Annotated in this window: 19 protein-coding genes, 1 other RNA gene and 2 pseudogenes; 8 read left to right on the forward strand and 14 right to left on the reverse strand. The window is 61.4% G+C overall.

The window, feature by feature from the left end; all coding sequences use genetic code 11:
- Window positions 1-23 precede the first annotated feature (23 nt).
- The gene (locus AGA_RS00775) at window positions 24-566 is read right to left on the reverse strand and encodes a hypothetical protein (RefSeq protein ID WP_059022592.1); all 543 of its coding nucleotides are present in this window, start codon (window positions 564-566) and stop codon (window positions 24-26) included.
- A 164-nt stretch (window positions 567-730) separates the two neighbouring features.
- Between AGA_RS00775 and AGA_RS00780 the strand changes: the two genes are divergently transcribed.
- Window positions 731-2,299, forward strand: a complete 1,569-nt coding sequence (locus tag AGA_RS00780) for a S10 family peptidase (protein WP_083503652.1) — start codon at window positions 731-733, stop codon at window positions 2,297-2,299.
- 123 nt (window positions 2,300-2,422) lie between these two features.
- On the opposite strand, the gene rpsI is transcribed toward AGA_RS00780, so the two are convergent.
- Together rpsI and rplM are read right to left on the reverse strand one after the other, a co-directional pair.
- The gene (gene rpsI, locus AGA_RS00785; RefSeq protein ID WP_059022593.1) at window positions 2,423-2,911 is read right to left on the reverse strand and encodes a 30S ribosomal protein S9; all 489 of its coding nucleotides are present in this window, start codon (window positions 2,909-2,911) and stop codon (window positions 2,423-2,425) included.
- Between the two features lie 5 nt (window positions 2,912-2,916).
- Window positions 2,917-3,393, reverse strand: coding sequence for a 50S ribosomal protein L13 (gene rplM / locus AGA_RS00790; protein WP_059022594.1), 477 nt, complete (start codon window positions 3,391-3,393; stop codon window positions 2,917-2,919).
- Window positions 3,394-3,596: 203 nt separating this feature from the next.
- On the opposite strand from rplM, the gene AGA_RS00795 reads away from it, so the two are divergent.
- Together AGA_RS00795 and AGA_RS00800 are read left to right on the forward strand one after the other, a co-directional pair.
- A complete protein-coding gene (locus tag AGA_RS00795) occupies window positions 3,597-4,937 on the forward strand; it encodes a hypothetical protein (protein WP_059022595.1) in 1,341 nt (446 codons plus the stop codon).
- 33 nt (window positions 4,938-4,970) lie between these two features.
- A pseudogene (locus tag AGA_RS00800) lies at window positions 4,971-5,839 on the forward strand (NAD(P)H-binding protein).
- A gap of 76 nt (window positions 5,840-5,915) precedes the next feature.
- Here the strand turns inward: AGA_RS00800 and phoU are convergent.
- The 4 genes from phoU to pstC are packed head-to-tail and all read right to left on the reverse strand — an operon-like array spanning window position 5,916 to window position 9,352.
- Entirely contained in the window at window positions 5,916-6,632 is a 717-nt protein-coding gene (gene phoU, locus AGA_RS00805) for a phosphate signaling complex protein PhoU (protein ID WP_059022596.1), read from the reverse strand.
- Between the two features lie 31 nt (window positions 6,633-6,663).
- Window positions 6,664-7,461: a phosphate ABC transporter ATP-binding protein PstB gene (gene pstB / locus AGA_RS00810; protein ID WP_059024555.1), complete on the reverse strand. Its 798-nt coding sequence runs from the start codon at window positions 7,459-7,461 to the stop codon at window positions 6,664-6,666.
- A gap of 29 nt (window positions 7,462-7,490) precedes the next feature.
- Window positions 7,491-8,366: a phosphate ABC transporter permease PstA gene (gene pstA / locus AGA_RS00815; protein WP_059022597.1), complete on the reverse strand. Its 876-nt coding sequence runs from the start codon at window positions 8,364-8,366 to the stop codon at window positions 7,491-7,493.
- A gap of 2 nt (window positions 8,367-8,368) precedes the next feature.
- A complete protein-coding gene (gene pstC, locus AGA_RS00820) occupies window positions 8,369-9,352 on the reverse strand; it encodes a phosphate ABC transporter permease subunit PstC (protein WP_059022598.1) in 984 nt (327 codons plus the stop codon).
- A 323-nt stretch (window positions 9,353-9,675) separates the two neighbouring features.
- Here pstC and ilvD point away from each other — a divergent pair, with 323 nt between their 5' ends.
- Window positions 9,676-11,544 (forward strand): dihydroxy-acid dehydratase, encoded by a 1,869-nt coding sequence (gene ilvD / locus AGA_RS00825; RefSeq protein ID WP_059022599.1) that lies wholly within the window; start codon window positions 9,676-9,678, stop codon window positions 11,542-11,544.
- A 141-nt stretch (window positions 11,545-11,685) separates the two neighbouring features.
- Here the strand turns inward: ilvD and AGA_RS00830 are convergent, their stop codons facing one another.
- The 5 genes from AGA_RS00830 to AGA_RS00850 all read right to left on the reverse strand — a co-directional run bounded on the left by AGA_RS00830 (window position 11,686) and on the right by AGA_RS00850 (window position 17,815).
- On the reverse strand, window positions 11,686-12,372 hold the full coding sequence (locus AGA_RS00830; RefSeq protein ID WP_059024556.1) for a hypothetical protein: 687 nt from the start codon (window positions 12,370-12,372) through the stop codon (window positions 11,686-11,688).
- 480 nt (window positions 12,373-12,852) lie between these two features.
- Window positions 12,853-13,836 carry a quinone oxidoreductase family protein gene (locus AGA_RS00835; protein ID WP_059022600.1) on the reverse strand — a complete coding sequence of 328 codons (984 nt, stop codon included), beginning with the start codon at window positions 13,834-13,836 and terminating at the stop codon, window positions 12,853-12,855.
- An 89-nt stretch (window positions 13,837-13,925) separates the two neighbouring features.
- Window positions 13,926-14,897: an FUSC family protein gene (locus AGA_RS00840; protein WP_231945870.1), complete on the reverse strand. Its 972-nt coding sequence runs from the start codon at window positions 14,895-14,897 to the stop codon at window positions 13,926-13,928.
- A 104-nt stretch (window positions 14,898-15,001) separates the two neighbouring features.
- A complete protein-coding gene (locus tag AGA_RS00845; RefSeq protein ID WP_059022602.1) occupies window positions 15,002-16,531 on the reverse strand; it encodes a DegQ family serine endoprotease in 1,530 nt (509 codons plus the stop codon).
- 93 nt (window positions 16,532-16,624) lie between these two features.
- Window positions 16,625-17,815 carry an OpgC family protein gene (locus AGA_RS00850; RefSeq protein WP_157065263.1) on the reverse strand — a complete coding sequence of 397 codons (1,191 nt, stop codon included), beginning with the start codon at window positions 17,813-17,815 and terminating at the stop codon, window positions 16,625-16,627.
- A gap of 265 nt (window positions 17,816-18,080) precedes the next feature.
- On the opposite strand from AGA_RS00850, the pseudogene AGA_RS00855 reads away from it, so the two are divergent.
- A pseudogene (locus AGA_RS00855) lies at window positions 18,081-19,191 on the forward strand (Mrp/NBP35 family ATP-binding protein).
- 86 nt (window positions 19,192-19,277) lie between these two features.
- Here AGA_RS00855 and thyX read toward each other — a convergent pair.
- Complete coding sequence (gene thyX / locus AGA_RS00860) at window positions 19,278-20,195, reverse strand: FAD-dependent thymidylate synthase (protein WP_059024557.1); 918 nt, start codon at window positions 20,193-20,195, stop codon at window positions 19,278-19,280.
- Window positions 20,196-20,309: 114 nt separating this feature from the next.
- On the opposite strand from thyX, the gene ssrA reads away from it, so the two are divergent.
- Window positions 20,310-20,636, forward strand: a transfer-messenger RNA (tmRNA) gene (gene ssrA / locus AGA_RS13320).
- Here the strand turns inward: ssrA and AGA_RS14290 are convergent.
- Complete coding sequence (locus tag AGA_RS14290; protein WP_269448045.1) at window positions 20,637-20,765, reverse strand: hypothetical protein; 129 nt, start codon at window positions 20,763-20,765, stop codon at window positions 20,637-20,639.
- 65 nt (window positions 20,766-20,830) lie between these two features.
- Here AGA_RS14290 and AGA_RS00865 point away from each other — a divergent pair, with 65 nt between their 5' ends.
- Entirely contained in the window at window positions 20,831-21,364 is a 534-nt protein-coding gene (locus AGA_RS00865) for an SspB family protein (RefSeq protein ID WP_059022604.1), read from the forward strand.
- A 98-nt stretch (window positions 21,365-21,462) separates the two neighbouring features.
- Window positions 21,463-23,067: a fumarate hydratase gene (locus AGA_RS00870; protein ID WP_059022605.1), complete on the forward strand. Its 1,605-nt coding sequence runs from the start codon at window positions 21,463-21,465 to the stop codon at window positions 23,065-23,067.
- The last annotated feature ends 41 nt before the right edge of the window (window positions 23,068-23,108 follow it).

A 23,108-nucleotide genomic window follows, 5' to 3' on the forward strand; every position in this document is an offset into this window, starting at 1 on the left:
AAAGCCCGTGGGAACACCACCTTTTACAAAGACGGCAGAGAAGGCAGGGAGGTCGCGTTGTTCACGTCAGACTTCAGGCTGTCGCGCTTGCTTTTCCATGCGTTCTTGGTGCTTTCAGACGCGTTGTTCCAACGGTCCTTCACGTTCTTTTCCGCATTGCTGACACCATTGGTCGCATTGGTCAGCTTGTCACGCTGGGCAAGAATTTTCTGGCGTTCGGACGCGCTGGCGTTGTTCCAACGGTCTTTTACGCTCTGTTCCGCGTTGTTCAGTTTTTCCGTAGCATTGGCGCCGGTGCTGGTCAGGGCGCCACCTTTGGCCAACAGTTTTTCACGTTCGGCTTCAGTCGCATTATTCCAACGCTGCTTTGCCTGATCCCGAATACCGGAGGTAAACTGGCTACCCGTGTTCTTGACCGAGTCTTTGGCCGAATCCAGCTGGCTTTTGGCATCCTGCTGGATGCAGCCAGTCAGGGACAGGCACGGGTCGGCATGGGCCACAGAGGCCGCGCCCGCAAGCGCAACAAGCGGCAGACCGAGGAACGCAATTTTCCGAAGAGACAGCATAAATATTCCTTTCCTATGTCCGACGCCCTCAATGCGCGAACATTAGCACTGTGTAAGACATGCGATTGAGGCAGAAAATAGTCCACCCCACCCTTGCAGGAACACGTTTGCACACGCAGCATGTCTCTAGCCAAAAAGATGCGGCAAAGGAAAACCAGACCTTGATGACACGCCCAGACCAGCCCCACCATAAACCCGCACGCACCGCCCTGTGGGCCGGTCTGCCCCTTGGCTTGGCGCTGTGCCTGTCCACCTCCGCACTGGCAGCCACACCCCCTGCCCCTACGAACACCGAAACCAGTGCAGCCCAGAAGGCCCCCGATGGGACCGATACGTTCCATGATACGGCCGCCCTGCTCCCCAAGGATTCCGTAACCCACCACAACGGCACCTTTGGTGGGCAAAAAATGACCTACACCGCAACCGCAGGCACGCTCACCCTGCGGGACGATGCAGGCAAACCCACGGCCCGCATGTTCTATACCGCCTATACGCGTGATGGAGCGGACCCCACGCACCGCCCGGTTGTCTATTTTTTTAATGGTGGTCCGGGGGCTGGCACCGCTTACCTACACCTTGGCGCGGCTGGCCCGGTCATGCTGGATTTTCCCACAGGCAACCCGGCGGATGGCGCTAACGCCCAGATCAAACCCAACCCCGAAAGCTGGCTGGCAGCGGCCGATCTGGTCTTTTTGGATGCCCCCGGAACAGGCTGGTCAGTCCCCACGGACCCCAAGCAGGCGGACAAGCAGTTTTATGGCGTACGGCAGGATGCCAAAACCTTTGCCAAGGCCATTCAGCTCTGGGCCAACACCAACAAACGCCTGACCTCCCCACGCTACCTTGCGGGCGAGAGCTATGGCGGCCTGCGCGCCATAGAAGTGGCCAACTCACTCGCCGAGGACCAGCATATTCTGCTCAACGGCATTGTCATGATCTCTCCAGCACTGGATATGACCCTGCTGGATACGGAAAATGACATTCTGGCAGAAGCCTTTGTGCTGCCCACGCTTGAAGCCGCCAATCTGGCGCTCCAGCACAAGCTGACGCCCGAAAACACGACCCAACATCTGGACAAAGCCTACCAGTATGCCGTTGGGCCATATTTAAGCACACTGGCAAGCACGCCCCCCACAGGGGATGCTGCAGATGATTTTTATGAGGCCATCGCCAACCATACCGGCATTGAGCAGGATATTATTGCCAAGCAGCGCGGTATGCCCCGGCCAGAAGCGCACGACATCCGCAGCCGCGATGGCCGCCTGTATTCGCTGTATGACGCCACGCTCTCCATTGCCGACCCCTTCCCCGAAGGTGTGGACAATTCGGAAAGCCCCGAACCCACGCTGGACGGGTTTGGCCACGCCTATGGCAGCGCCTTTGAACATTACGCAGCAACGGAGCTACGCTACCAGACGGACCTGAGCTACAACCTGCTCAACTACGCCATTAGTCAGGCATGGGACTACCGCGATACCAACGCCCCCATAGTGCGCCCCATTCCCACCCTACGCCGCCTGCTGGCCCTTAACCCCACATTGCGGGTGTTCATTGCCAACGGTGCTTACGATCTGGTGTGCCCTTACGCATCCTCCCGCTGGGTGGCGGAGCATATTCCGGTCGGGCGCAGCCGTATTGGCCTGCATGTCTATCCCGGTGGGCACATGCTTTATACGCGGGCAGACAGCCGCGCCGCCCTTGCGCGTGATGTCCGCACCTTTCTGGCCCCCTGAGCGGGCCAGAAGACCCGGCGGGGCTACCAGCCCCGCCCATAACCAGCCCCAAACGCAAAACGGGCGGGAGGACCTGAGTCCCCCCGCCCGTTTGCCGAACGGAAAACCGTTGTTCCGGCCAGATCAGCGCTTGCTGAACTGGAAGGAACGACGGGCCTTGGCGCGGCCGTATTTCTTACGTTCAACCTGACGCGAATCGCGGGTCAGGAAGCCAGCAGCCTTAAGGATGCTGCGCAGTTCCGGTTCGTAGTGGGTCAGCGCACGGCTGATACCGTGACGAACCGCACCAGCCTGACCAGACAGACCACCACCAGTTACGGTGCAGACCACATCAAACTGGTTGTAGCGGTCGGACACGAGGAAGGGCTGGGTGAGCAGCATACGCAGCACGGGGCGTGCGAAGTACTGAACAACCGGACGGCCGTTAACGGTGACTTCACCTTTACCCGGCTTGATCCATACGCGAGCCACGGCGTCCTTACGGCGGCCGGTGGCGTAGGAGCGACCCTGTGCGTCACGCTTGGCTTCGTAAACCGGAGCAGAATCGGCCAGAACCGGTGCTACGGACTTCAGATCGGCCAGCGTGCCTGTACGTTCCTGAGTTTCAGACATTGTCCTCAGCCCTTCTGAGCGTTAACGACGTTCTTGCGGTTCATTGCCGCAACATCAAGCACCTCGGGGGTCTGACCACCGTGGGGGTGTTCAGAGCCAGCATACACATGCAGGTTGCGCATCTGCTCACGCTGGAGCGGACCACGCGTAATCATGCGTTCCACGGCTTTTTCCACCAGATGACCGGGGTGCTTGCCGGTCAGGCGCTGCGTGACCGTGCGGGTCTTGATCCCGCCTGCATAACCGGTGTGGTAATGAAAAAGCTTCTGGTCCGCCTTGTTGCCGGTCAGCGCCACTTTTTCGGCGTTGATGACAACAACGTGGTCACCGCAGTCAACATGCGGGGTGTACTGAGGCTTATGCTTGCCGCGCAGGCGCGTAGCGATGATGGTGGCGAGACGACCCAGAGCGAGACCTTCGGCATCGATCAGGATCCAGTTCTTCGTCACCTCCGCGGGCTTCAGCGAGAGGGTGGTCTTCATGACACTGATTCCATATGAGAACAGTTACGTATTGATGGCGCGTTATGATGGGTGCGGCACAAGGCGTCAAGTAGTATTGCAGTTAATGACCGTATTTTCAGGCAGTTTTCTCTAGGTAACATGTTACCGTCCTGCCGCTTGCCCCCCTCCTCCTCATGCACTAAAGCTAAAGTTAGTGGTGCAAACAGCAGGATTTCCAACGGGTGAAGAAGAACGTTCTTGTCACGGTCTCTGGCATTGCCATTCTTGGCGGTATCGCCTGGTTTGGTGCCCGCCACGCGGAACATGTCATGCTTGATAAAGGGATTGAGCGGTTCCAGCAGGCGCTGGGGCCGGATGTCTCCTTTACCTATACGCGTGCAAAGCCCGGCCTGCTGGGCCGCAGCGTGCGGTTTGACGGGCTGGTTTTCCGCCAAGGGCCGGAAACCATTACGGCGGATGAGGCGGAGCTGACCAAGCCCGACACGCAGGACTCCGACGTAACCCGGATTCACCACCTGACGTTCCACAACTTCCAGCTCGCCGACCCCGCAGGCAGCCTGCACCTTAAAAGCGTGGAAATGGACGGGCTGGCCCTGCCCACCAAGGCGGAAGACCCGAACACCCCCGGCGTACAGACCCTGAGCATAGACCACGCACAGGCAACCGGCCTGCACGGGTTTGTCAGCAGCCTGCAATCCGACCTGTCAGCCGATACGGCGAGCATGGACAATTTTGGCGCGAACGAAACATCGCACCTTCAGGCGCGGAATGTGCAGCTCTCAACCGATGTTTCTCCACCCCGGCACATCAAGGCCGAATCCGTTGTTGTCGATGGCGTGGCGCTGGCCGATTTGTATAAAACCCTGTCCACCGGGGCGCCCTATACAACCCGCACCACCACGCGGGACATTAGCATAGACAAGCTGAGCATAGACGGCACCTCCCCGCTCATGCGGGCCAAGCGTGTTCTCTCCCACGCCAACCGTACGGACACCAACGAGCAGGAAGTCTCCAGCATACAGGGACTGGAACTGTACCCCGATGTCCCCAACATGGGCTGGATGCCCTCCCTCGGGTATGACCGTTTTCAGGGCAATGTGGTGCTGAACAACACATTCACCCTTAAAACCGGCGCGCTGCATGTGGAGACCTTTAGCATCGACTCCGCAAACATGGGGCGTCTGCACATAAATGGTGAGTTCGGGCAGGCATCCTCCGCCTCCATGCTGACCGATGGCAATACGGACATGCAGGTCATCTCCATGACCATGAACTATATTGACCACGGGCTGGTGCCCAAGGCGCTCAACGCCATTGCCACCGCACGTGGCCTGCCGCCGCAGGCCTTTCTGGGCTATGTGCAGGCACAGTCCGCCACGGCACAGAACCCGGCTTACGCCAGCTTCTTCCACTGGCTGGGCAACCCCGGCAAACAGTCCCTGAGCATTGGCATCAAACCCACCCAACCCATGCCGTTAATGATGGTGGTAGCCACGCTGGGCAACCTTGCCGCCATGCCTGAACTGGCACAAAAGCTCGGCCTGTCCGTCCAGACCCATTAACCCCACCCAACGCGGCTTGCAGCCCACAGCCCCATGCCCCGACTTTTGGCCGCTCCATTGACCGTACATGTTCTTGGCGCATCGGGCCGGTCCGGGCGGGCTGTATGCCATGCACTGGCGGCACAGGGCACACGGGTTGTGCCCATTATACGCAACCCGGCCAAAGCCACCGGCATGGACAGCCCGCGTATTGCGGACCTAAGCGGCCCGACTGCCCCCCTACGCACCGCGCTGGCCGATGCAACGCACATTGTCTGCACAGCCCACGCACGCAACATTCCCGCCCTGCTGGCAGCAGCGCCCCCTACCGCGCAACTGGTGTGCCTTGGCAGCACCCGCAGGTTTACCCGCTGGCCAGATGCCCACGGCAATGGCGTGCTTCTGGGGGAACGGGCTTTGCTGGCTTCTGGCCGTAAGGGCGTTATTCTGCACCCCACCATGATTTACGGCGCACAGGGGGAGAACAACGTGCAGCGGCTGGCCGCGCTGCTGCGCTACCTGCCACTCGCCCCACTCCCCGATGGCGGGCGCGCGCTGGTGCAGCCCATATGGCAGGGGGATGTAACGGCCTCCATTCTGGCCGCGCTAAACATACCGTGGGATGGCCCGCACAGCCTGATTATTGCGGGGCGGGATGCCGTGCCCTACTGGCAGTTTACCCGCATGGTGGCCCAAGCCGCAGGGCTGCGCCCCGGCCCACCGTCCGCCTGCCCGCGTGGCTGCTCATGCCGTTTGCACAGGTTTTTGCCCACGTGCCGGGGCTCCCCCGCATTGGCAAAGACGAAATCCGCCGCCTGTTGGAAAACAAGAATTTTGATATTGGCCCCATGCAGGCCACTCTGGGCATAACCCCCATAGGGCTGCCCGAAGGCCTACGCCGCACGTTTACGCCGCAGGCCTGACCCCCTCAAAGGGGGCAATACCGGGCTGACGCACCAGCCAGACCGGCGCGCCAGCACAGACTTACGCTGGTATTTTTTACTCTGGCTGTTCAACGTTGGTCCGCGCGGCCCCACCACGAGGGCGCACGGATGGCAGCATTTCACCCGTAACAGCGTAATACACGCGCTCGGCAATATTGGTGGCGTGGTCGCCAATCCGTTCAAGGTTTTTGGCCACGAACAGCAGATGGATGCACGGCCCGATCTTGCGGGGGTCTTCCATCATATACGTCACCAATTCGCGGAACATGGTGGTGTACAGTTCGTCCACTGCCGTATCGGCCTTCCAGACTTCCTGCGCGCGTTCAGCATCGCTCTCCACCATGGATTCCACGGCCATATGCAGGTTTTCCTGCACCAGCCGGGCCATTGCGCGCAGGGCGCTAAAGGAGATGGCTCCGTCCAGAACCTCCACCTTGGCCGCCCGGCGCGCGATGGAGGATGCGTAATCCCCAATCCGCTCAAGGTCGCCGCTCATCTTCAGCACGGCCACAATAACGCGCAGGTCCACCGCCATGGGGGCACGCAGAGCCAGAATGCGGATGGCCAGCATTTCGGCCTCGCGCTCCAGCGCGTCCACTTCGGGGTCCAGCTCCGGGGGTTCCAGAGCGGCTTCTTCATTCTGGTTCACCACGGCGGCAATAGCCTGAGCCGTCTGCCGCTCCACCAGACCGCCCATGCGCGCCACAATGCCACGCAGGCGGTCAAGCTCCTGATCGTACCGGGTAATGGTATGTGCTGGTTCGTTGCCCATAACGCTTTCCTCCGTGCCCTGTGCTCAGGCTTTAGCCGAAGCGGCCTGTAATGTAGTCCTGCGTCTGCTGTTCACGCGGGGTGGTGAACATACGGGCGGTGCTGTCCACTTCGATCAGGCGGCCCATATAGAAAAACGCCACCTGATCAGCACAACGCGCAGCCTGCTGCATGTTGTGCGTCACAATGGCAATGGTGAACTCGGTTTTAAGCTCATCGAGCAGTTCCTCGATCCGGGCGGTGGAGACCGGGTCGAGCGCACTTGTGGGTTCGTCGAGCAGAATAACTTCGGGGCGCACGGCAATGGTGCGGGCAATGCACAGGCGCTGCTGCTGACCGCCGGACAGGGCGGTAGCGGACGCGCTGAGCCGGTCCTGCACCTCGGACCACAGGGCCACACGGCGCAGGGCGTCTTCTACCCGTCCGTCCATTTCGGAGCGGGAGACACGCTCGTGCAGGCGGATGCCAAAGGCGATGTTGTCGTAGATGGACATGGGGAATGGCGTGGGTTTTTGAAACACCATGCCAATGCGCGAGCGCAGGACGTTAAGGTCCACCCCGGAGCGCAGAATATTCTGCCCGTCAAAAAGAACCTCACCCGTGGCGCGCTGGCCGGGGTACAGGTCATACATCCGGTTGAGCACACGCAGCAGCGTAGACTTGCCACAGCCAGACGGGCCGATCATGCCCGTAACGCTCCGCTCGGGGAAGTCGAGCGAAATATCGTGCAGGGCGTGGGACGTGCCGTAATAGAAGTTCAGATCCCGGACCTGCATGGCCACGGGGTGTGCCTCCCGGCTGGTGGGCGCGCTGTCTGACGGCTGGGTCATGTCTGTCGTTTTCACGGGAACCTCTACGCTCATGACCGTCCTCCGCGGGTACCAACCCGCACTACAATATTAATAATAAGCACACCCAGCGTAACCAGCAGCGCACCCGTCCAGGCCTGCTGCATCCAGTCCTGATAGGCGGAACCGGCATACTGGTAGATAGCCACGGGCAGGCTGGCCATGGGACGCCCGAGGTCCAAAGACCATTCGGAATTGCCCAGCGAGGTAAACAGAAGGGGGGCGGTCTCCCCCGCAACGCGGGCAATAGCCAGCAGCACGCCGGTCATAATACCCGCCCGCACGGCCCGCAGGCAGATAAACAGGATAACCCGCCATTTGGGCGCGCCCAGCGCTATGCCTGCCTCACGCATGGCAACAGGCACAAGGCGCAGCATGTCCTCGGTCGTGCGGACCACAATGGGCATGGCCAGAATAGCCAGTGCCACAGCGCCCGACAGACCGGAGAAGTGCCCAAACGGCACCACCAGCATCATGTAAATAAACAGGCCGATCAGGATGGATGGCGCGGACAGGAGCATATCGGACACAAAGCGCACGGTACGCGCCATACGGCTGCCCGCCCCGTATTCCGCCAGATAGATGCCCGTCATCAGCCCGGCCGGTGCGCCGATAAGAATGGCAAGCCCGGTCTGGATAATGCTGCCCATAATGGCGTTGGCCAGACCACCGGGCTGCCCCGGCGCGGCCATGGACATGGTGAACAGGTGCAGGCTCATGCCCGCCAGACCATTTTTGAACAGGGTCCACAGGATGGAGCCGAGCATACACACCACAATGAGCATACCCAGCCAGCTCATGACCGTGGCAAACCTGTCGCACATATGGCGGCGCCACAGCAGCGAGGCGGAGCGGTCCGCCCGCATGAGGGTATTGTTTGCCTTCATCCTCAACGTCCTGCTGCCTGTTCGCCACGGGCCAGCAGCCAACGGGAGAACCAGAGTGTTACAAAGGAGATGGCCATAAGAATGGCGCCCAGAGCCATGAGGGACGCCAGCTTGAGGCTCCCTGCCGGGCTTTCGGGGAATTCGAGGGCGATCAGCGAGGCAATGGTGTTGGCCGGCGCAAACAGCGACCAGCCAATGTGGTTGCTATCCCCGATAACAAAGGTCACGGCCATGGTCTCACCCATGGCGCGGCCCATGCCCAGCACAATACCACCCACAACGCCCTGACGGGACCACGGCAACACCACGTAGCGCATGACCTCCCACCGTGTTGCCCCTAGCCCGTAACCGCTCTCCCGCAGGACGGCGGGCATGGACAGGAACACATCGCGCATGACGGCGGTAATGGAGGGGGTGATCATGACCGCCAGAATAAGGGCGGCCGTAAACAGCCCCGTGCCAAACGGCGCCCCCGCCACAAGGGCGGACAGGCCGGGCACATGCCCCAAAAACTGGCGGGCGGCGGGCTGCACGTAATGCGCCACCACCGGCACCACCACAAAAAAGCCCCACATGCCAAAGATAATGGACGGCACAGCAGCCAGAAGCTGCACGGCCATGCCAATAACCGAGGCAGCGGCGGGCGGGGCAAGGGCCGTCAGCCAGAAGGCTGTGCCAAATGCCAGCGGCACGGCCACCAGCAGGGCGAGCGCACTGCTTATGACGGTGCCAAAAACAGGTGCCGCCGCGCCAAAGTGTTGCGTGACCGGGTTCCACACTGCGGAAACCAGAAAGCCGGGGCCAAAGGTTGCAAACGCCTTCCAGCCACCACTCACCATAACGGCAATGATGGCGCCCAGAACAACCAGCACGCCAACACCTGTTGCCGTAACCAGAAGCCTGAAGGCGGGGTCGCCCTTTTGCCCTCCCTGATGGGAAGGGGCTTTTTTCATCGCGGGCAGGGACTGCCGTGCGGGAATTTCCATCTGCTCTCCGTTCCGAACTATCAGCCGGATGGGGCGAGAAATACTGAACGCGGTGCTCTCCTGCAACACAGAGACCCCATGAAAGTCCCATTAAACAGAGTTTTGTCACAAAACTGTAGTGTTATCAGGGACCTCGGCGGGTAACGCACCAGCACCCCATACCTGCCTCCCCGGCAACAGGGAGCCTGCCAAACGATTTCTGCATAATCCAGCCCTGACAGCCAGCACAATGTGGCGTAATGTGCGCCCCCATGCCGGTTGAACCACCGCGCATACCCCACCACCTGTTGATTGACCCAGCATTGAAGCAGAGAGACCCCATAATGGCCGGCTACCGATCACGCACCACCACCCACGGGCGCAACATGGCAGGCGCCCGCAGCCTGTGGCGTGCAACCGGTGTAAAAGACTCCGACTTTGGCAAGCCCATTATTGCCGTCGCCAATTCCTTTACCCAGTTCGTGCCCGGCCATGTGCACCTCAAGGATATGGGCCAGCTTGTTTGCGATGCCATTGCCGAAGCAGGCGGCATTGGCCGTGAGTTCAACACCATTGCGGTAGATGATGGCATTGCCATGGGCCACGGCGGCATGCTGTACAGCCTGCCCTCGCGCGAGCTGATTGCCGATGCCGTGGAATACATGGTGAACGCCCACTGTGCGGACGCCATTGTGTGCATCAGCAACTGCGACAAGATCACGCCGGGTATGCTCATGGCCTCCATGCGGCTGAACATTCCGGTCATTTTTGTGTCCGGCGGCCCCATGGAAGCCGGGCGCGTCACACTGGATGACATTGAACAGCGCGCCGACCTTGTGACCTCCATGGTCGCCGCCGCAAGCCCGGGTGTGAGCGAGGCCGACTCCCTTGCCATCGAACGCTCCGCCTGCCCTACCTGCGGCTCGTGCTCGGGCATGTTCACCGCCAATTCCATGAACTGCCTGACCGAAGCACTGGGCCTGTCCCTGCCCGGCAACGGCAGCCTTGTGGCCACCCACGCCGCACGCCGCAACCTGTTTGTGGAAGCAGGCCACCGTATTGTGGACCTTGCCCGGCGCTACTACGAGCAGGGTGATACCTCGGTCCTGCCGCGCAGCATTGCCACCATGCCCGCGTTTGAAAACGCGATGTCGGTTGATATTGCCATGGGCGGGTCCACCAACACGGTGCTGCATCTGCTGGCCGCAGCGCATGAAGGCGAAGTGCCCTTTACCATGAAGGACATCGACCGCCTCTCCCGCAAGGTGCCGCATCTGTGCAAGGTCTCCCCCTCCCGCCCGGACGTGCATATGGAAGACGTGCATCGTGCTGGCGGTATTCCCGCCATTATGGGTGAACTGGACCGGCTGGGCCTGCTGCACCGTGACGTGAACATGGTCCACGCTGCCAACCTGACCGAAGCGCTGGATAAATGGGACATCCGCGCCCCCGGAGCCGAAAGCCGGACAGCAGCGCGGGACTTCTTTAGCGCCTCCCCCGGCGGGGTGCGCACCACGGTCGCGTTCTCGCAGTCCAGCACGTACAAAACGCTGGATACGGACCAGACCAACGGGGCCATCCGCGATGGCGCACATGCCTATAATCAGGATGGCGGGCTGTGCGTGCTGTACGGCAATCTGGCGGAAGACGGCGCAATTGTTAAAACCGCAGGTGTTGCCGCCGGGCTGGAAACATTCTCCGGCCCTGCCCGTATCTTTGAAAGTCAGGATGACGCAGTGGCCGCCATTCTGGGGGACAAGATCAACCCCGGCGATGTGGTGCTGATCCGCTACGAAGGCCCCAAAGGTGGCCCCGGTATGCAGGAAATGCTGTACCCGACCAGTTACCTCAAATCCAAAGGGCTGGCCGAAAAATGCGCGCTTATTACCGATGGCCGCTTCTCTGGCGGTAGCTCGGGCCTGTCCATTGGCCACATCTCCCCCGAAGCGGGCGAAGGTGGCGTGATCGGGCTGGTGGAAGAAGGGGATACGATCGAGATCGACATTCCCAACCGCCGCCTGTCCGTGGCTGTGGCAGACAGCGTTCTGTCCGACCGTCGGGCACGGATGGATGATCTGGGCGATCAGGCATGGCAGCCCAAGCGTGACCGTGTGGTGTCCAACGCGCTCAAGGCCTATGCGGCCCTGACCACCAGTGCGGCCCGCGGCGCTGTGCGTGACGTAAGCCAGCTAACCCGCCGCACGCCCCGTTAACGGGCAGCAGCAACAGGCCGCAAAAAAATCCCCGCCAGGGCGACGCGCCTTGCGGGGAGTTTTTATGCCTGAACCTGTCCGCTCAACCCCACATCCGGTTCCAAACCCGATGCGGGAAAAAGCGGGGGCTTAGGGGAATGGTTACTGCGCGGCTGGAGCTGCGACCGGAGCCATAACCTCGCCAGCCGGAGCGGCAAGCTGGGGGGCTGCTGGCTCAGGCTGCGGCACAACCTTGTTGGTCACAATGTAGGTAATGGATTCCGCACGCGTAATATCCACCACATCGCCAATCTTGAGCGTCTTGAGGAAGTCCTGCATGGCCTTGGTGCGCAGGGCGGCCACGTGTAGCGTGTCATCCCCTTCCGTGGAGAAGGTGATGGTGCTGGACGGCAGGTCAATGGTCTTGATAATGGCGCGCTCGCGGTTAAAGGCCGCAATAATACCGCGCGGGTGACCGTGCACAAAGCCGCGTGCCGTGGTCAGCGTGGATTCCGGCAGCGGGCTGCCCGGCGGTGCAAGCTGCGCGCCCAGCGTTTCCACGAACTGGATTTTCAGCTCGTCCCCTTCATGCAGGTGCGGCACGTCCTTGACGGCAGACCCGTATTCAATGGTCAGCAGGTGGCCATTACCTTCACGCAGCAGCAGTTCACGCGCTTCGCGGTCCACGCTTTCCACCACAGCAGTCGCCTGCTGGCTTTTAAGAAGAACAGAGGCCTGCGCATGTGCCGCGTTGGGCATGGCCAGCGTGGCCAGCCCCGCAAAACCGAGCGCACATGCCGCTACAGAAGCCGCAGCCTTGGAGGAAAAGCGGGAAACAAGAGGATGCAACACTCTCAATCCTTTCCGTCAGAAGCCTGAGGCAGACTGCGCCAGGCCAGATTTATTACCGGCAGTGATACAACGCCCACACCATAACACAAGCCACGGCTTTGCGTAGCTGTGCGGGGCTACGCCTGACACGCAGCCAGAACAACCACAAAAGAAAAAACCCGTCTGGCGGACCAGACGGGTTTTTGTCCTGTGTCGGCCGGTCAGAAACCGACCCGACGCCGGATTAGCCGCAGCACTTCTTCTTGCGGAAGAAATACACAACAGCTGCGATCAGGCCGAGAGCCAGAATACCGCGCGCACAGGGGGATTTGGGGCATTTTACGGGGCAGTTTGCCATGTCTTGCGCATCCTCAATTTGGGGTTCCACCCAACAGGGGTCGGGCGTTTCTGTTCTGTTGTAGCGTAAATGGCGCGCCACGTCATGCTATCTGGCCTCCATAACTGCCGACCACCCTCATGCCTGACGCGCAAAAATACTTAGGGTAACAAAATGGTGCTGCCTATGGTGCCACCGGCCTCCAGCACCTCGTGCGCCCTATGGGCCTCGGCCAGCGCAAAACGCTGCCCAATGGTAGGCCGCAGCGCCCCCTGCTCCAACATGGCAAACAGCTCCTGTGTTGCCGCCTCCAGTGCCGGACGAGCGCCAATATAGCTGGAGAGCGTAGGCCGGGTGAGGTACAGGCTGCCCTTGGCGGCCAGTGTGCCCACATTCACCCCCGTAACGGGGCCGGACGCATTGCCGTAGCTGACCATAAGCCCACGCGGGGCAAGGCAGGACAGACTGGCCTCAAACGTAGCGCGGCCTATGCTGTCATACACCACGGGCACCATGGCACCGTTGGTCAGCTCCCGCACACGCTCTGGCAGGTTGTCCATCCCCACCAGCACATCCGCCGCCCCGCAGGCCCGTGCAATATCCGCCTTATGCTCCGATGAGGTCACGCCAATAACCCGCGCGCCAAGGTAGCTGCCCCACTGGCACAGCAGTTGCCCCACCCCTCCGGCGGGGGCATAGACCAGAATAGTCTCCCCCTGCCGCACACGGTGCACCTGCCACAGCAGCATATGGGCAGACAGGCCACGCAGCATGACGGCGGCCGCCGTCTCGGTGGAAATGCCGTCTGGCAGAACCACCAGCCGGTCTGCCGGAACAAGCCGGTACTGGGCATACCCGCCCAACACCCCGGTATAGGCCACCCGCATACCCGCGCTTAAGCCCACAACGCCCTTGCCCACGGCCTCCACAACACCTGCCCCCTCCATGCCCGGAATAGCTGGCAGGGTGGGAAATTTGTACAACCCACTCCGAAAATACGTGTCTATGAAGTTGGCCCCAATGGCCTCCTGCCGCACCAGCACCTCCCCCGTGTGGGGCAGAGGGACCGATACAAATTCGGGCACCAGAACATCTGGGCCACCAGTCTGATACACCCGGACAACCTGATTATGCTGCGCCGTCATACTGTTCGCCCCTTTTTGTCTGCGCAGTCTTTACTGGCATGGCGCTGGTCCACACGACGGCGGGCAGCAAAGGCTGCGACGTTTATTGCTTATGGGGCTGCACGGTCCGAATCATCTTCACCCAGCAACTGGATGAGCTGCCTCAGGTCCGTAAGCAGAATACCCACCACAAAACGTATGATGGGGTCTGCCGTTTCATTTTCCGTTGGCAGGGAGGACATCACCTCCGCCGCCACGCGGTATTCATCCCCCGTGCGGGCAATGGCCTCGCTCTCGCACCGTTGGATAATCCACTGGAACCCACGCAGCATACCGGCGCGCACACTGGCGGCCTGTTCCAGCTCCTCGGGCGTGGCCGTTTGGGGCAGAACCAGTATGGCGCGGGCCACCACCAGCGCATCCATTTGCAACTGCCGAATACCCGCAGGCAGACGGGCCAGCATGGGGTCCCGCTCATCCAACGGGCGCCAGTGCTCGCGCCGGGCTTCCTCCAGTGCGGCCTGCACCTTGCGCAGGGAAGCGGCACACTCGTCATTCATGTCCTGAATAACGGACCATTCCACATGCCCGCTCCGGGCCTTCTGCAACATGGCCACAATCTGGCGCACTGTTAACGCCGCGTTGCGAAAAGCATCCCGCCGCGCCTGCTCGTGCAGCACCAGATACGTCACCAGTGTGCCCGACCCCACCCCGATGAGAATAGCCAGCACACGCTCGATCGGACGCAGGTAGGGGTCGTTATCGGTTGGGAACAGAATGGCCACCATAAGCGTGACCACGCCCATGCGGGCCTCCGGCTTCCACGAGACCAGAATGGCCAGCGGCACAAAGGCAATGGTGAACCCCACCCACAACGGCCAGTGCAGAAACATAATGAGCGTAATGGGCGCAATGCTGGCCGTGGCCCCAATGAGCGTGCCCAAAAGCTGGTCCCGCCCTTTGGAGATTGTGTCCGTAATGCTGTTCTGGGTCACAATGACCGAGGTAATAAGCGCCCAGCCCGGTTCCTGCAGGTTGGTCAGCCACGCCACAAACCCTGCCACGCCAACGGCGCTCAGCAAACGAATGGTCTGGCAGACGGTGGCGTTATCCAGCCACCGTGCAAGCCACGGGCAGTAGCGGCTTATGTCCAGCGCAGGTGCGCGTCTGCCTGTAAGCAGGGCAATCAGGGCGCGTCCTCCGCGCTCAGGGGGAAGGGAATCCAGCGCAGGCCATCGGCATCATGCACCAAAAGCAGAACCGAGCGTTTTTTGGCTTTACGCGCGGCTTCGATCCGCTGCTTGAGCGCTGCTGGCGTGCCGACCTCGGCCTGCTGGACCTCGGTAATCACATCCCCTTCCTTCAGGCCACGGTCCGCAGCGGTACCATCGGGTTTGACCGTTGTGACCAACACGCCTTTCAGGCTGGTGGGCAGGTTGTATTTCTGCCGCCCGGCCGCATCCAGCGGGCCAACGGTAAAGCCAAAGTCCGCAAAGCTGACGGAAGCGGATGATTTGGGAGCCGGGGCCGCTTTGGCGGGGGCCTCATCCGGCGCTTCGGGCAGAGCGCCAATAGTAACGGGCACCTCCATAACCTTGCCATGCCGCCACAGGCCCAGCTTGGCCTGCGTACCAACTGGCAACTGGGCGGACAGGCGCGGCAGAGCTTTGCCCTCGATCACCTGACCGTTCAGGCTCTGGATCACATCCCCCGTTTTCAGCCCGGCCTTATCCGCGGGGCCGTTCTTTTCCACCCCGGCGACCAGTGCGCCACTGGCAGGCGTCAGGCCCAGCCCGTCGGCAATATCCTGCGTTACGTTCTGAATACGCACACCCAGCCACCCGCGGGAGACCTTGCCCGTCTTGCGTAGCTGCTCCACCACGCTCCGCGCCTCGTTGGAGGGAATGGAAAAGCCAATCCCCACCGACCCGCCGGAGGGGGAATAAATGGCCGTGTTTACGCCAATGACATTGCCATCCATATCAAACAGCGGACCGCCGGAATTGCCCTTGTTGATGGGCGCATCGGTCTGGATGAAGTCATCATACGGGCCTTGGTCAATATTGCGCCCGCGGGAGGAAATAATGCCCGCCGTAACAGTGCCGGACAGGCCGAACGGGTTGCCAATGGCCAGCACCCAGTCCCCCACCCGGCGGTGTTCGCTATCCCCAAAGCTCACAAAGGGGAGCGGCTTTTTGCTGTCCACCTTGAGCAGTGCCAGATCGGTGCGGTCATCATGCCCTACGGCGTGGGCGGTCAGCACCGTGTTGTCCTGCAAGGTGACCGTAATGCGGTCGGCTTTGCGGATCACGTGGTTGTTGGTCACGATGTAGCCCGTGGGGTCGATAATAAAGCCCGAACCCAGCGCCTGCATCCGCCGAGGTGGGGCGTTGGGGTCTGTCTGGCGGTTCATGAAGTCATGAAAAAACTTCTCGAACGGGGAGCCCTGCGGGAAGTTGGGCATCTGCGGGAGCTGATCGTCCTCGTCATCATCCTCCGCCTCGGCCTCACGCACGGTCTGGGTGGTGGAGACGTTGACCACGGCAGGCAGCAGTTTGGCGGCAAGGTCTGCAAAGCTATCCGGCGCGCGCCCACCAGCGGCCGCCACGGCGGGTGGTGGCGCTTCCGCCGCGTGCAGCGGGGCAGATAGCCCCAAACCCGCTACCAGCAGGCTGGAAAGAGAAACAGAGCAGAACAGACGGACGGACACGCGCATGGACAACACAACTTTCTGCCAGAGCCGGACAAGACATAAATAACGAGGGTTAAGGTTATTCACGGTCTGCCAAAACGGCAAGTTCCGCGGTACTCACCCCTCCGCGCTGCGGGATGCCGCCGGAGCCACAGCCACCGGGGCCACCTTGCCCGCACGCGCCCGCACGCGCCGGCGGTCCAGCCATGAGGCAAGGGCGATCAGAATGGTCAGCCCCACAACGTTTACCGCAACCTGCAAGGCCCAACCCTCGCCAAAAGTGCTGAAGATGAGGCGTGCATACAGGTCCAGTATGGTGCCCACCACAAACACCTCCAGCGAATGGCGGCCCACACGGGCCAGCTCCTGCCCCACCCACGATTCGGCCGCCCACTGGCGCACACCATCGGACGACTGGACGAGGTAGAAAATGGCCATCACATCAAACAGCCGCAAAGGCGAGAGCCAACTTTTGGCAGGGGCCAGCGCAGCCCCAAACGGGCGCATGTCGGGCAGGCCCCACAAGGTCCATGGAAAAGCCTGAATGGCGGAAAACAGCAGGTAAACACTGCACAGCGCCACAAGAGCAGGCACGCGGGGGAAGTCCCGCCCACGCTGCTGGGTTTCCGCCGAGGCGGTCAGCCCAAGTGCGAACAGGAACTGCCATGCCAGCGGGTTGAAGTACCAGCCATCAGGGTCCAGCCAGTTGGGGAAATTCAGCCCCGGGTCCATGTTCACCAGCATCCACAATGCGCCGGACAGCAGCAGGGCAAGCGAGCGGTGGACCCGCATAAGCAGGTAAAAAATGGGGAACCCGGTCAGCAGAACAAGATAAAGCGGCATGATGTTGAGGTTGGAGGGCAAGGCATCAAACATCATCACCCGCCAGATCCAGCCCAGACCGTGGGCCAGCTCCGGCTCCAGATAGTCGACCGAAACAGGGGTAAAGTGTCGCCAGCCCCGTACCGTAAACACGTATGCCATGACCATAATGGTCTGGCCGATGTAGAGCTGCACGCAGCGTTTGAACAGGCGTTGCAGGGTGGGCAGTACGCCGTATTTGGTAAAGCCGCGCCCATAGGCCAGCCATGAGGCATAGCCCGCCAGCAGCACAAACACCTCCGCCGCATCGGCAAAGCCAACGTTGCGCATGGTAAAGCGGTTGAGCAGGTTCTGCGGAATATGGTCAATAAACATCATCAGCAGGGCGGCGCCACGCAGGGCGTCAATCCTGTGGTCACGGCGGCTGCGTGCGGGGGCCGCTTGCGCGACCTGCCCGGCGCCCTGAGTGGCCTCTGCCTTGTCCATATGTGCCTGCTGCATCCTACCCTTTCGACGCTGCTCTGCCTCGCCCACCGGTTATTCCCCGGCTGTTCCTCTACCCATAGCTCCCCGTATGTGCCAGAAAAAATGCGGCGTCTTTCCGGCGACGGGGCAGGAAAAAAGGCGTTATACCCGTGAACGCCCTTGACGGAACGCCCTCCCTGCTGTTGCCACCATACAGCATTGTAACTCCCTACAGTACAGGACAAGACCTTTGGCGCAGAATGCCCCTTTTTCTCCTGACACCCTGATGGACCTGCTCGACACTGTCAGAGCGCCACAGAGCGGGGTTTCCCTTGCCAGCGCCGGACGGCTGGAAAGCTGCACCGTGGATGATGCAGGCCGCCTGACCCTTACGCTCACCGTCCCGCGGGAGCAGGCCCCGGCCCTGTCCACCCTGTGTGACGCCGCGTCCGAAAAGCTGAAAACCCTGCCCAACGTCACCAGCGCCACCATTATTCTGACCGCGCACCGCCCCGCAGGCGCACCGGCGGCAGGGGCACCCGCTGCCAAGGCCAACGCTGCGGCCCGCGCACCCGCCGGGAGTGGCCACCGCCCGCTAGGTGGGCAGGCCCCGGCAGCAGACGCCCCCATTCTGCCCGGTGTTAAAACCATTATTGCCGTGGCCTCCGGCAAAGGTGGGGTGGGCAAGTCCACCACGGCGGTCAACCTTGCCGTAGGGCTGGGCATGGAAGGGCTGAAGACCGGCCTGCTGGATGCCGATATTCATGGCCCGTCCCTCCACCGTATGCTGGGCACCTCCGGCAAGCCCGAAGTGGTGGAAGGCCGCCTGCAACCCGTGCAGGCATGGGGGATTCGCGCCGTATCACTCGGTATGCTGGTGGATGAAAAAGCCGCCATGATCTGGCGTGGCCCCATGGTTATGGGGGCCATCAACCAGCTACTGACCGATGTGGACTGGGGCGATCTGGACGTTATGGTGGTGGACCTGCCGCCGGGCACGGGGGGATGCGCACCTGTCCCTCACCCAGAAGGTGCCGCTCAGCGGGGCTGTTATTGTCTCCACCCCGCAGGACATTGCCCTGATTGACGCCCGCCGCGGTGTGACCATGTTTGAAAAAGTCAAGGTGCCGGTGCTGGGGCTGGTGGAGAACATGTCCTACTTCTGCTGCCCCAATTGTGGGCACAACACGGAACTGTTCGGCCACGGCGGCGCCCGTAAGGAGGCCGAGGCCATGGGTGTGCCGTTCCTTGGCGAGGTTCCGCTTCTGGCGGATATCCGCTCCAGCGGGGACAGCGGCGTACCGCTGGTTATTGGCGCGCCCAACAGCGAGGGCGGCAAGGCATGGCGCACCATTGCCCATACCGTGGCCACCGCTGTGCGGGCCATGCAGTCTTAAAATCCGGTTTTTGACCAGATAAACCACGCGGGCTGGGGAGGGACGTTCCGCCCCTAGCCCGCGCGGGATGTGTCAGGCGGTATGCCTCAGGCCGCTGGGGGCTTGAGGGTCGCCATCATTTCATCCCATTCCCGGCGGCTCAGGCCCGAACCGGCCTGCTCCACCACTTCCCCCGCCAGCATGCGGCGCACAACCGCCATCATGGAAGCCGAGAACGTGACCGCACCACGCCGGTATTCCTCAAACGCGGCGGCGGTGGTGGGCACCCATGCGTGCAGGATCTTCAGCATGGCCTCCGCATACACACGAATTTCGTACTGTGCGTGCGGGTCAATGCGCAGGGCGAGGAAGTGCATGAGATTATGCAGGTCAATCTTCCAGTACCACTGCGTATAGGTGTTGAGCGTGAGGTTGATGCGCCCCAGCTCACGCGCAAGGCCGTAACCGTTTTCTCCGTCCAGCATGCGCTCGTAATCACGGTAGGTGCGCATGGCGTCTTCACGCAGGATGTCCAGCACCTCTGCCGCAGCCTCGGGGGCCAGAATTTCGCCCCGGCCCTGACGGTTGACCTCGCTCTGGGCGGCCATGTGTGCGGGGTCGGGCAAATAGAACTCGCTATCCAGAATGGAATAGCGGGCCGAATATTCGTTCACGCTCGCCATACGGTGGCGAATCCACTGCCGCGCCACAAAAATGGGCAGTTTGACGTGGAACTTGATCTCGCACATTTCAAACGGGGAGGAATGGCGGTGCCGCATCAGGTAGCGGATCAGCCCCGCATCTTCCGACACCTTGCGCGTGCCACGGCCGTAGGAAACACGGGCAGCCTGCACAATGGCCGCATCATCGCCCATATAGTCGATCACACGCAAAAAGCCGTGGTCCAGAACCTCCTGCGGTTCGTACAGCATGGCCTCGAGCGCTGCCACGGTGGGGCGGCGGGTGGAGAATGTTTCCTGCCCGTGGGCCGCAATTTCGGCGCGTTGAGCTTCGGTCAGTGACATGCGCAGGATCTCCACCATGCTAGAAAAAACAGACAGCGCACACGGTGTTGCCCGCGTGTATGCGCGCGGTTGTAGCAGGCATACCCCCAGGCGGGAAAGCTGAAACACCAGCAGACGCTTGCATTTTGGAAGCCAAGTTCCTATGTGTGGGGTGCCGGAAGATTTCTTGCGGCTATGGCAATAAACGGGATGTGGCATAGGCGTAGTGGACCCGGGGGCGGTACCCGGCGTCTCCACCATATATCCGGATCGCAAGACCCGGACAGATGGGGACGAAACAGGCTCGACACGCGCAGTAAAGACATCTTTTTTGCCCGGTATTGTACCACCGTTATCGGGCTAATTTTACAAGTGCCAATGATAACACTGAGGTGCTCGCTGTTGCTGCATAAGCAATAAGCGCGGTTCGGGAGGGCACCGGGCAACAGAAGCCCTCCCACTTCATGCCCCTTTCTCCATACTGTATGCTCCACCACCAGAGACCTCTGGCGGTGCGTTCGGCTGTGCGCCCTGTACGGGCATGGCCGCAGGCACCCCTTGGCGCTTGCGCTGGCCACACCTTTCGCGCATGGCTGACGCTAGAGTGATAAGATTGGCCAGCCGCACCCCCGCCGGCCAAAGCAAGGAGACCAAGCATGGCTGATGACCACGACGATACCACGGGAAATGACGCGTTCCCCCCTGCCAGCCTGCTGCCTTATGACCAGTGGCTGGAGGAGGCCTCCAGAGATGTTATGCTCAAAGCGCTCGAACATGTGAGCCGCGAAGGGCTTGCGGGCGAGCACCATTTCTATCTGACTTTCCGCACGGACCTGTCTGGCGTGCAAATTCCCGACCGGCTCCGTGCCCAGTACCCGCATGAGATGACCATCGTCTTGCAACACCAGTTCTGGGACCTGAACGTGGACCGCAATGCCGGTATTGTGTCCGTCGGTCTGTCCTTTGGGGGTGTTGGCTCCATACTGGTCATTCCCGTTCGGGCCATTACCGGGTTTGCGGACCCCTCCATCCACTTCACCCTGCATTTTGAGCCGGTGGAGGATGAGGAAGACGCACAGGCAGACCACGCTCCGGCCGATGCCGGGGACACTGCGGAAGCACAGGGCGACTCCTCCTCTCAGGTTGTCAGCCTTGACGCCTTCCGCCGCAAAGGACCATCACCAGCCTGACCCCCGGTGCGCGGGGGTCAGGCCGACGGAGAGAATAGAGACACGACCATGACCAGCCAGCCCCCCCGCCCCCAGTACCAGCATTTGCATATTCCCCCCTGTTCCCTCTGGGGGAGGACACAACACCTTACCGCAAGGTGGATATTGCAGGTGGCGTCAGCACATCGCAGTGCGGTGGCAAAACCGTTCTGCACGTCACGCCCGAAGCGTTGACGGAACTGACGGCCCGCGCCTTCCACGAGGTGGCCCACTTCCTGCGGCCTACGCACCTGCAAAAGCTGGCCAACATCCTTAAAGACCCCGAAGCCTCGGATAATGACCGCTTTGTAGCGCTTGACCTGCTCAAGAACGCCTGCATTGCCGCGGGCGGTATTCTGCCCATGTGCCAAGACACCGGGACCGCCATCGTATTTGGCAAAAAAGGCCAGCGCGTATGGGTGGAAGGGAACGAGGAAATCGCCTTTTCCAAAGGTGTGTACGAAACCTACACCCGCACCAATCTGCGCTATTCGCAGATGGCCCCGCTGACCATGTTTGACGAAAAGAACACAGGCACCAACCTGCCCGTGCAGTGCGACATCTTTGCCAGCCCCGCAGGCGTGCATGATGAGCAGATGGACCTGATGTTTGTGGCCAAGGGCGGTGGCTCGGCCAACAAGACCTTCCTGTTCCAGGAAACGCGCGCCCTGCTGGGGTCCGAGCAGCACCTGCTGGAATGGCTGGATGCCAAGGTGCGCACGCTGGGCACGTCCGCCTGCCCGCCCTACCACCTTGCCATTGTTATTGGTGGCATGTCCGCCGAGCAGACGCTCAAAACCGTCAAGCTGGCCTCCACCCACTGGTATGACGCCCTGCCCACAAAGGGCGACATGACGGGCCACGCCTTCCGTGATCTGGAGATGGAGCAGAAGGTGCTGGAGCTGACCCGCAAGCTGGGCATTGGCGCACAGTTTGGCGGCAAGTATTTCTGCCACGATGTGCGCGTGGTGCGCCTGCCCCGGCATGGGGCATCGCTCCCCGTGGGTATTGGCGTTTCCTGCTCCGCGGACCGCCAGATCAAGGCACGGGTCACGGCGGAAGGGTTCTTTCTGGAGCAGCTTGAGCACGACCCCGCGCGCTTCCTGCCCGAAACCACGGACGAACACCTTGAGGGCGAAGCCGTGCGCATTGACCTCAACCGCCCGATGGATGAAATCCGCAAGACCCTCTCGCAATACCCGGTCAAGACCCGTCTGGCCCTGACCGGCACCGTAGTTGTGGCGCGTGATATTGCCCACGCCAAGTTCCGCGAGCGGCTCCAGCGTGGTGAGGGCCTGCCCCAGTATCTTAAAGACCACCCTGTTTACTACGCAGGCCCTGCCAAAACGCCCGAAGGCATGCCCACCGGCTCCTTTGGCCCCACCACGGCGGGGCGCATGGATTCGTACGTGGCCGAGCTACAGGCCAATGGCGGCTCCTACGTTATGCTGGCCAAGGGCAACCGCTCCAAGGCCGTGCGGGATGCGTGCCAGAAATACGGCGGCTTCTACCTTGGCTCCGTTGGTGGCCCTGCCGCACGGCTGGCCAAGGACTGCATCCGCAAGGTGGAAGTGCTGGAATACCCCGAACTGGGCATGGAAGCGGTGTGGAAGATCGAAGTTGAGGATTTTCCAGCCTTTATTGTTATTGATGATAAGGGCAACGACTTCTACGCTGAGCTGTAACCCCCCAACGGGGCTGCCCCGCCACCACACCGTGGCGGGGC

The organism is Acetobacter ghanensis, from assembly GCF_001499675.1.
In the GTDB taxonomy this organism is placed as follows: domain Bacteria; phylum Pseudomonadota; class Alphaproteobacteria; order Acetobacterales; family Acetobacteraceae; genus Acetobacter; species Acetobacter ghanensis.

What these genes read in the sequence shown, in the direction of transcription:
- AGA_RS00775 (WP_059022592.1), bottom strand. Translation starts at nt 566, where the DNA reads ATGCTGTCTCTTCGGAAAATTGCGTTCCTCGGTCTGCCGCTTGTTGCG.
- AGA_RS00780 (WP_083503652.1), top strand. Translation starts at nt 731, where the DNA reads ATGACACGCCCAGACCAGCCCCACCATAAACCCGCACGCACCGCCCTG.
- rpsI (WP_059022593.1), bottom strand. Translation starts at nt 2,911, where the DNA reads ATGTCTGAAACTCAGGAACGTACAGGCACGCTGGCCGATCTGAAGTCC.
- rplM (WP_059022594.1), bottom strand. Translation starts at nt 3,393, where the DNA reads ATGAAGACCACCCTCTCGCTGAAGCCCGCGGAGGTGACGAAGAACTGG.
- phoU (WP_059022596.1), bottom strand. Translation starts at nt 6,632, where the DNA reads ATGGGCAACGAACCAGCACATACCATTACCCGGTACGATCAGGAGCTT.
- pstB (WP_059024555.1), bottom strand. Translation starts at nt 7,461, where the DNA reads ATGACCCAGCCGTCAGACAGCGCGCCCACCAGCCGGGAGGCACACCCC.
- pstA (WP_059022597.1), bottom strand. Translation starts at nt 8,366, where the DNA reads ATGAAGGCAAACAATACCCTCATGCGGGCGGACCGCTCCGCCTCGCTG.
- pstC (WP_059022598.1), bottom strand. Translation starts at nt 9,352, where the DNA reads ATGGAAATTCCCGCACGGCAGTCCCTGCCCGCGATGAAAAAAGCCCCT.
- ilvD (WP_059022599.1), top strand. Translation starts at nt 9,676, where the DNA reads ATGGCCGGCTACCGATCACGCACCACCACCCACGGGCGCAACATGGCA.
- AGA_RS00835 (WP_059022600.1), bottom strand. Translation starts at nt 13,836, where the DNA reads ATGACGGCGCAGCATAATCAGGTTGTCCGGGTGTATCAGACTGGTGGC.
- AGA_RS00845 (WP_059022602.1), bottom strand. Translation starts at nt 16,531, where the DNA reads ATGCGCGTGTCCGTCCGTCTGTTCTGCTCTGTTTCTCTTTCCAGCCTG.
- AGA_RS00850 (WP_157065263.1), bottom strand. Translation starts at nt 17,815, where the DNA reads ATGGACAAGGCAGAGGCCACTCAGGGCGCCGGGCAGGTCGCGCAAGCG.
- thyX (WP_059024557.1), bottom strand. Translation starts at nt 20,195, where the DNA reads ATGTCACTGACCGAAGCTCAACGCGCCGAAATTGCGGCCCACGGGCAG.
- AGA_RS14290 (WP_269448045.1), bottom strand. Translation starts at nt 20,765, where the DNA reads ATGCGCGAAAGGTGTGGCCAGCGCAAGCGCCAAGGGGTGCCTGCGGCC.
- AGA_RS00865 (WP_059022604.1), top strand. Translation starts at nt 20,831, where the DNA reads ATGGCTGATGACCACGACGATACCACGGGAAATGACGCGTTCCCCCCT.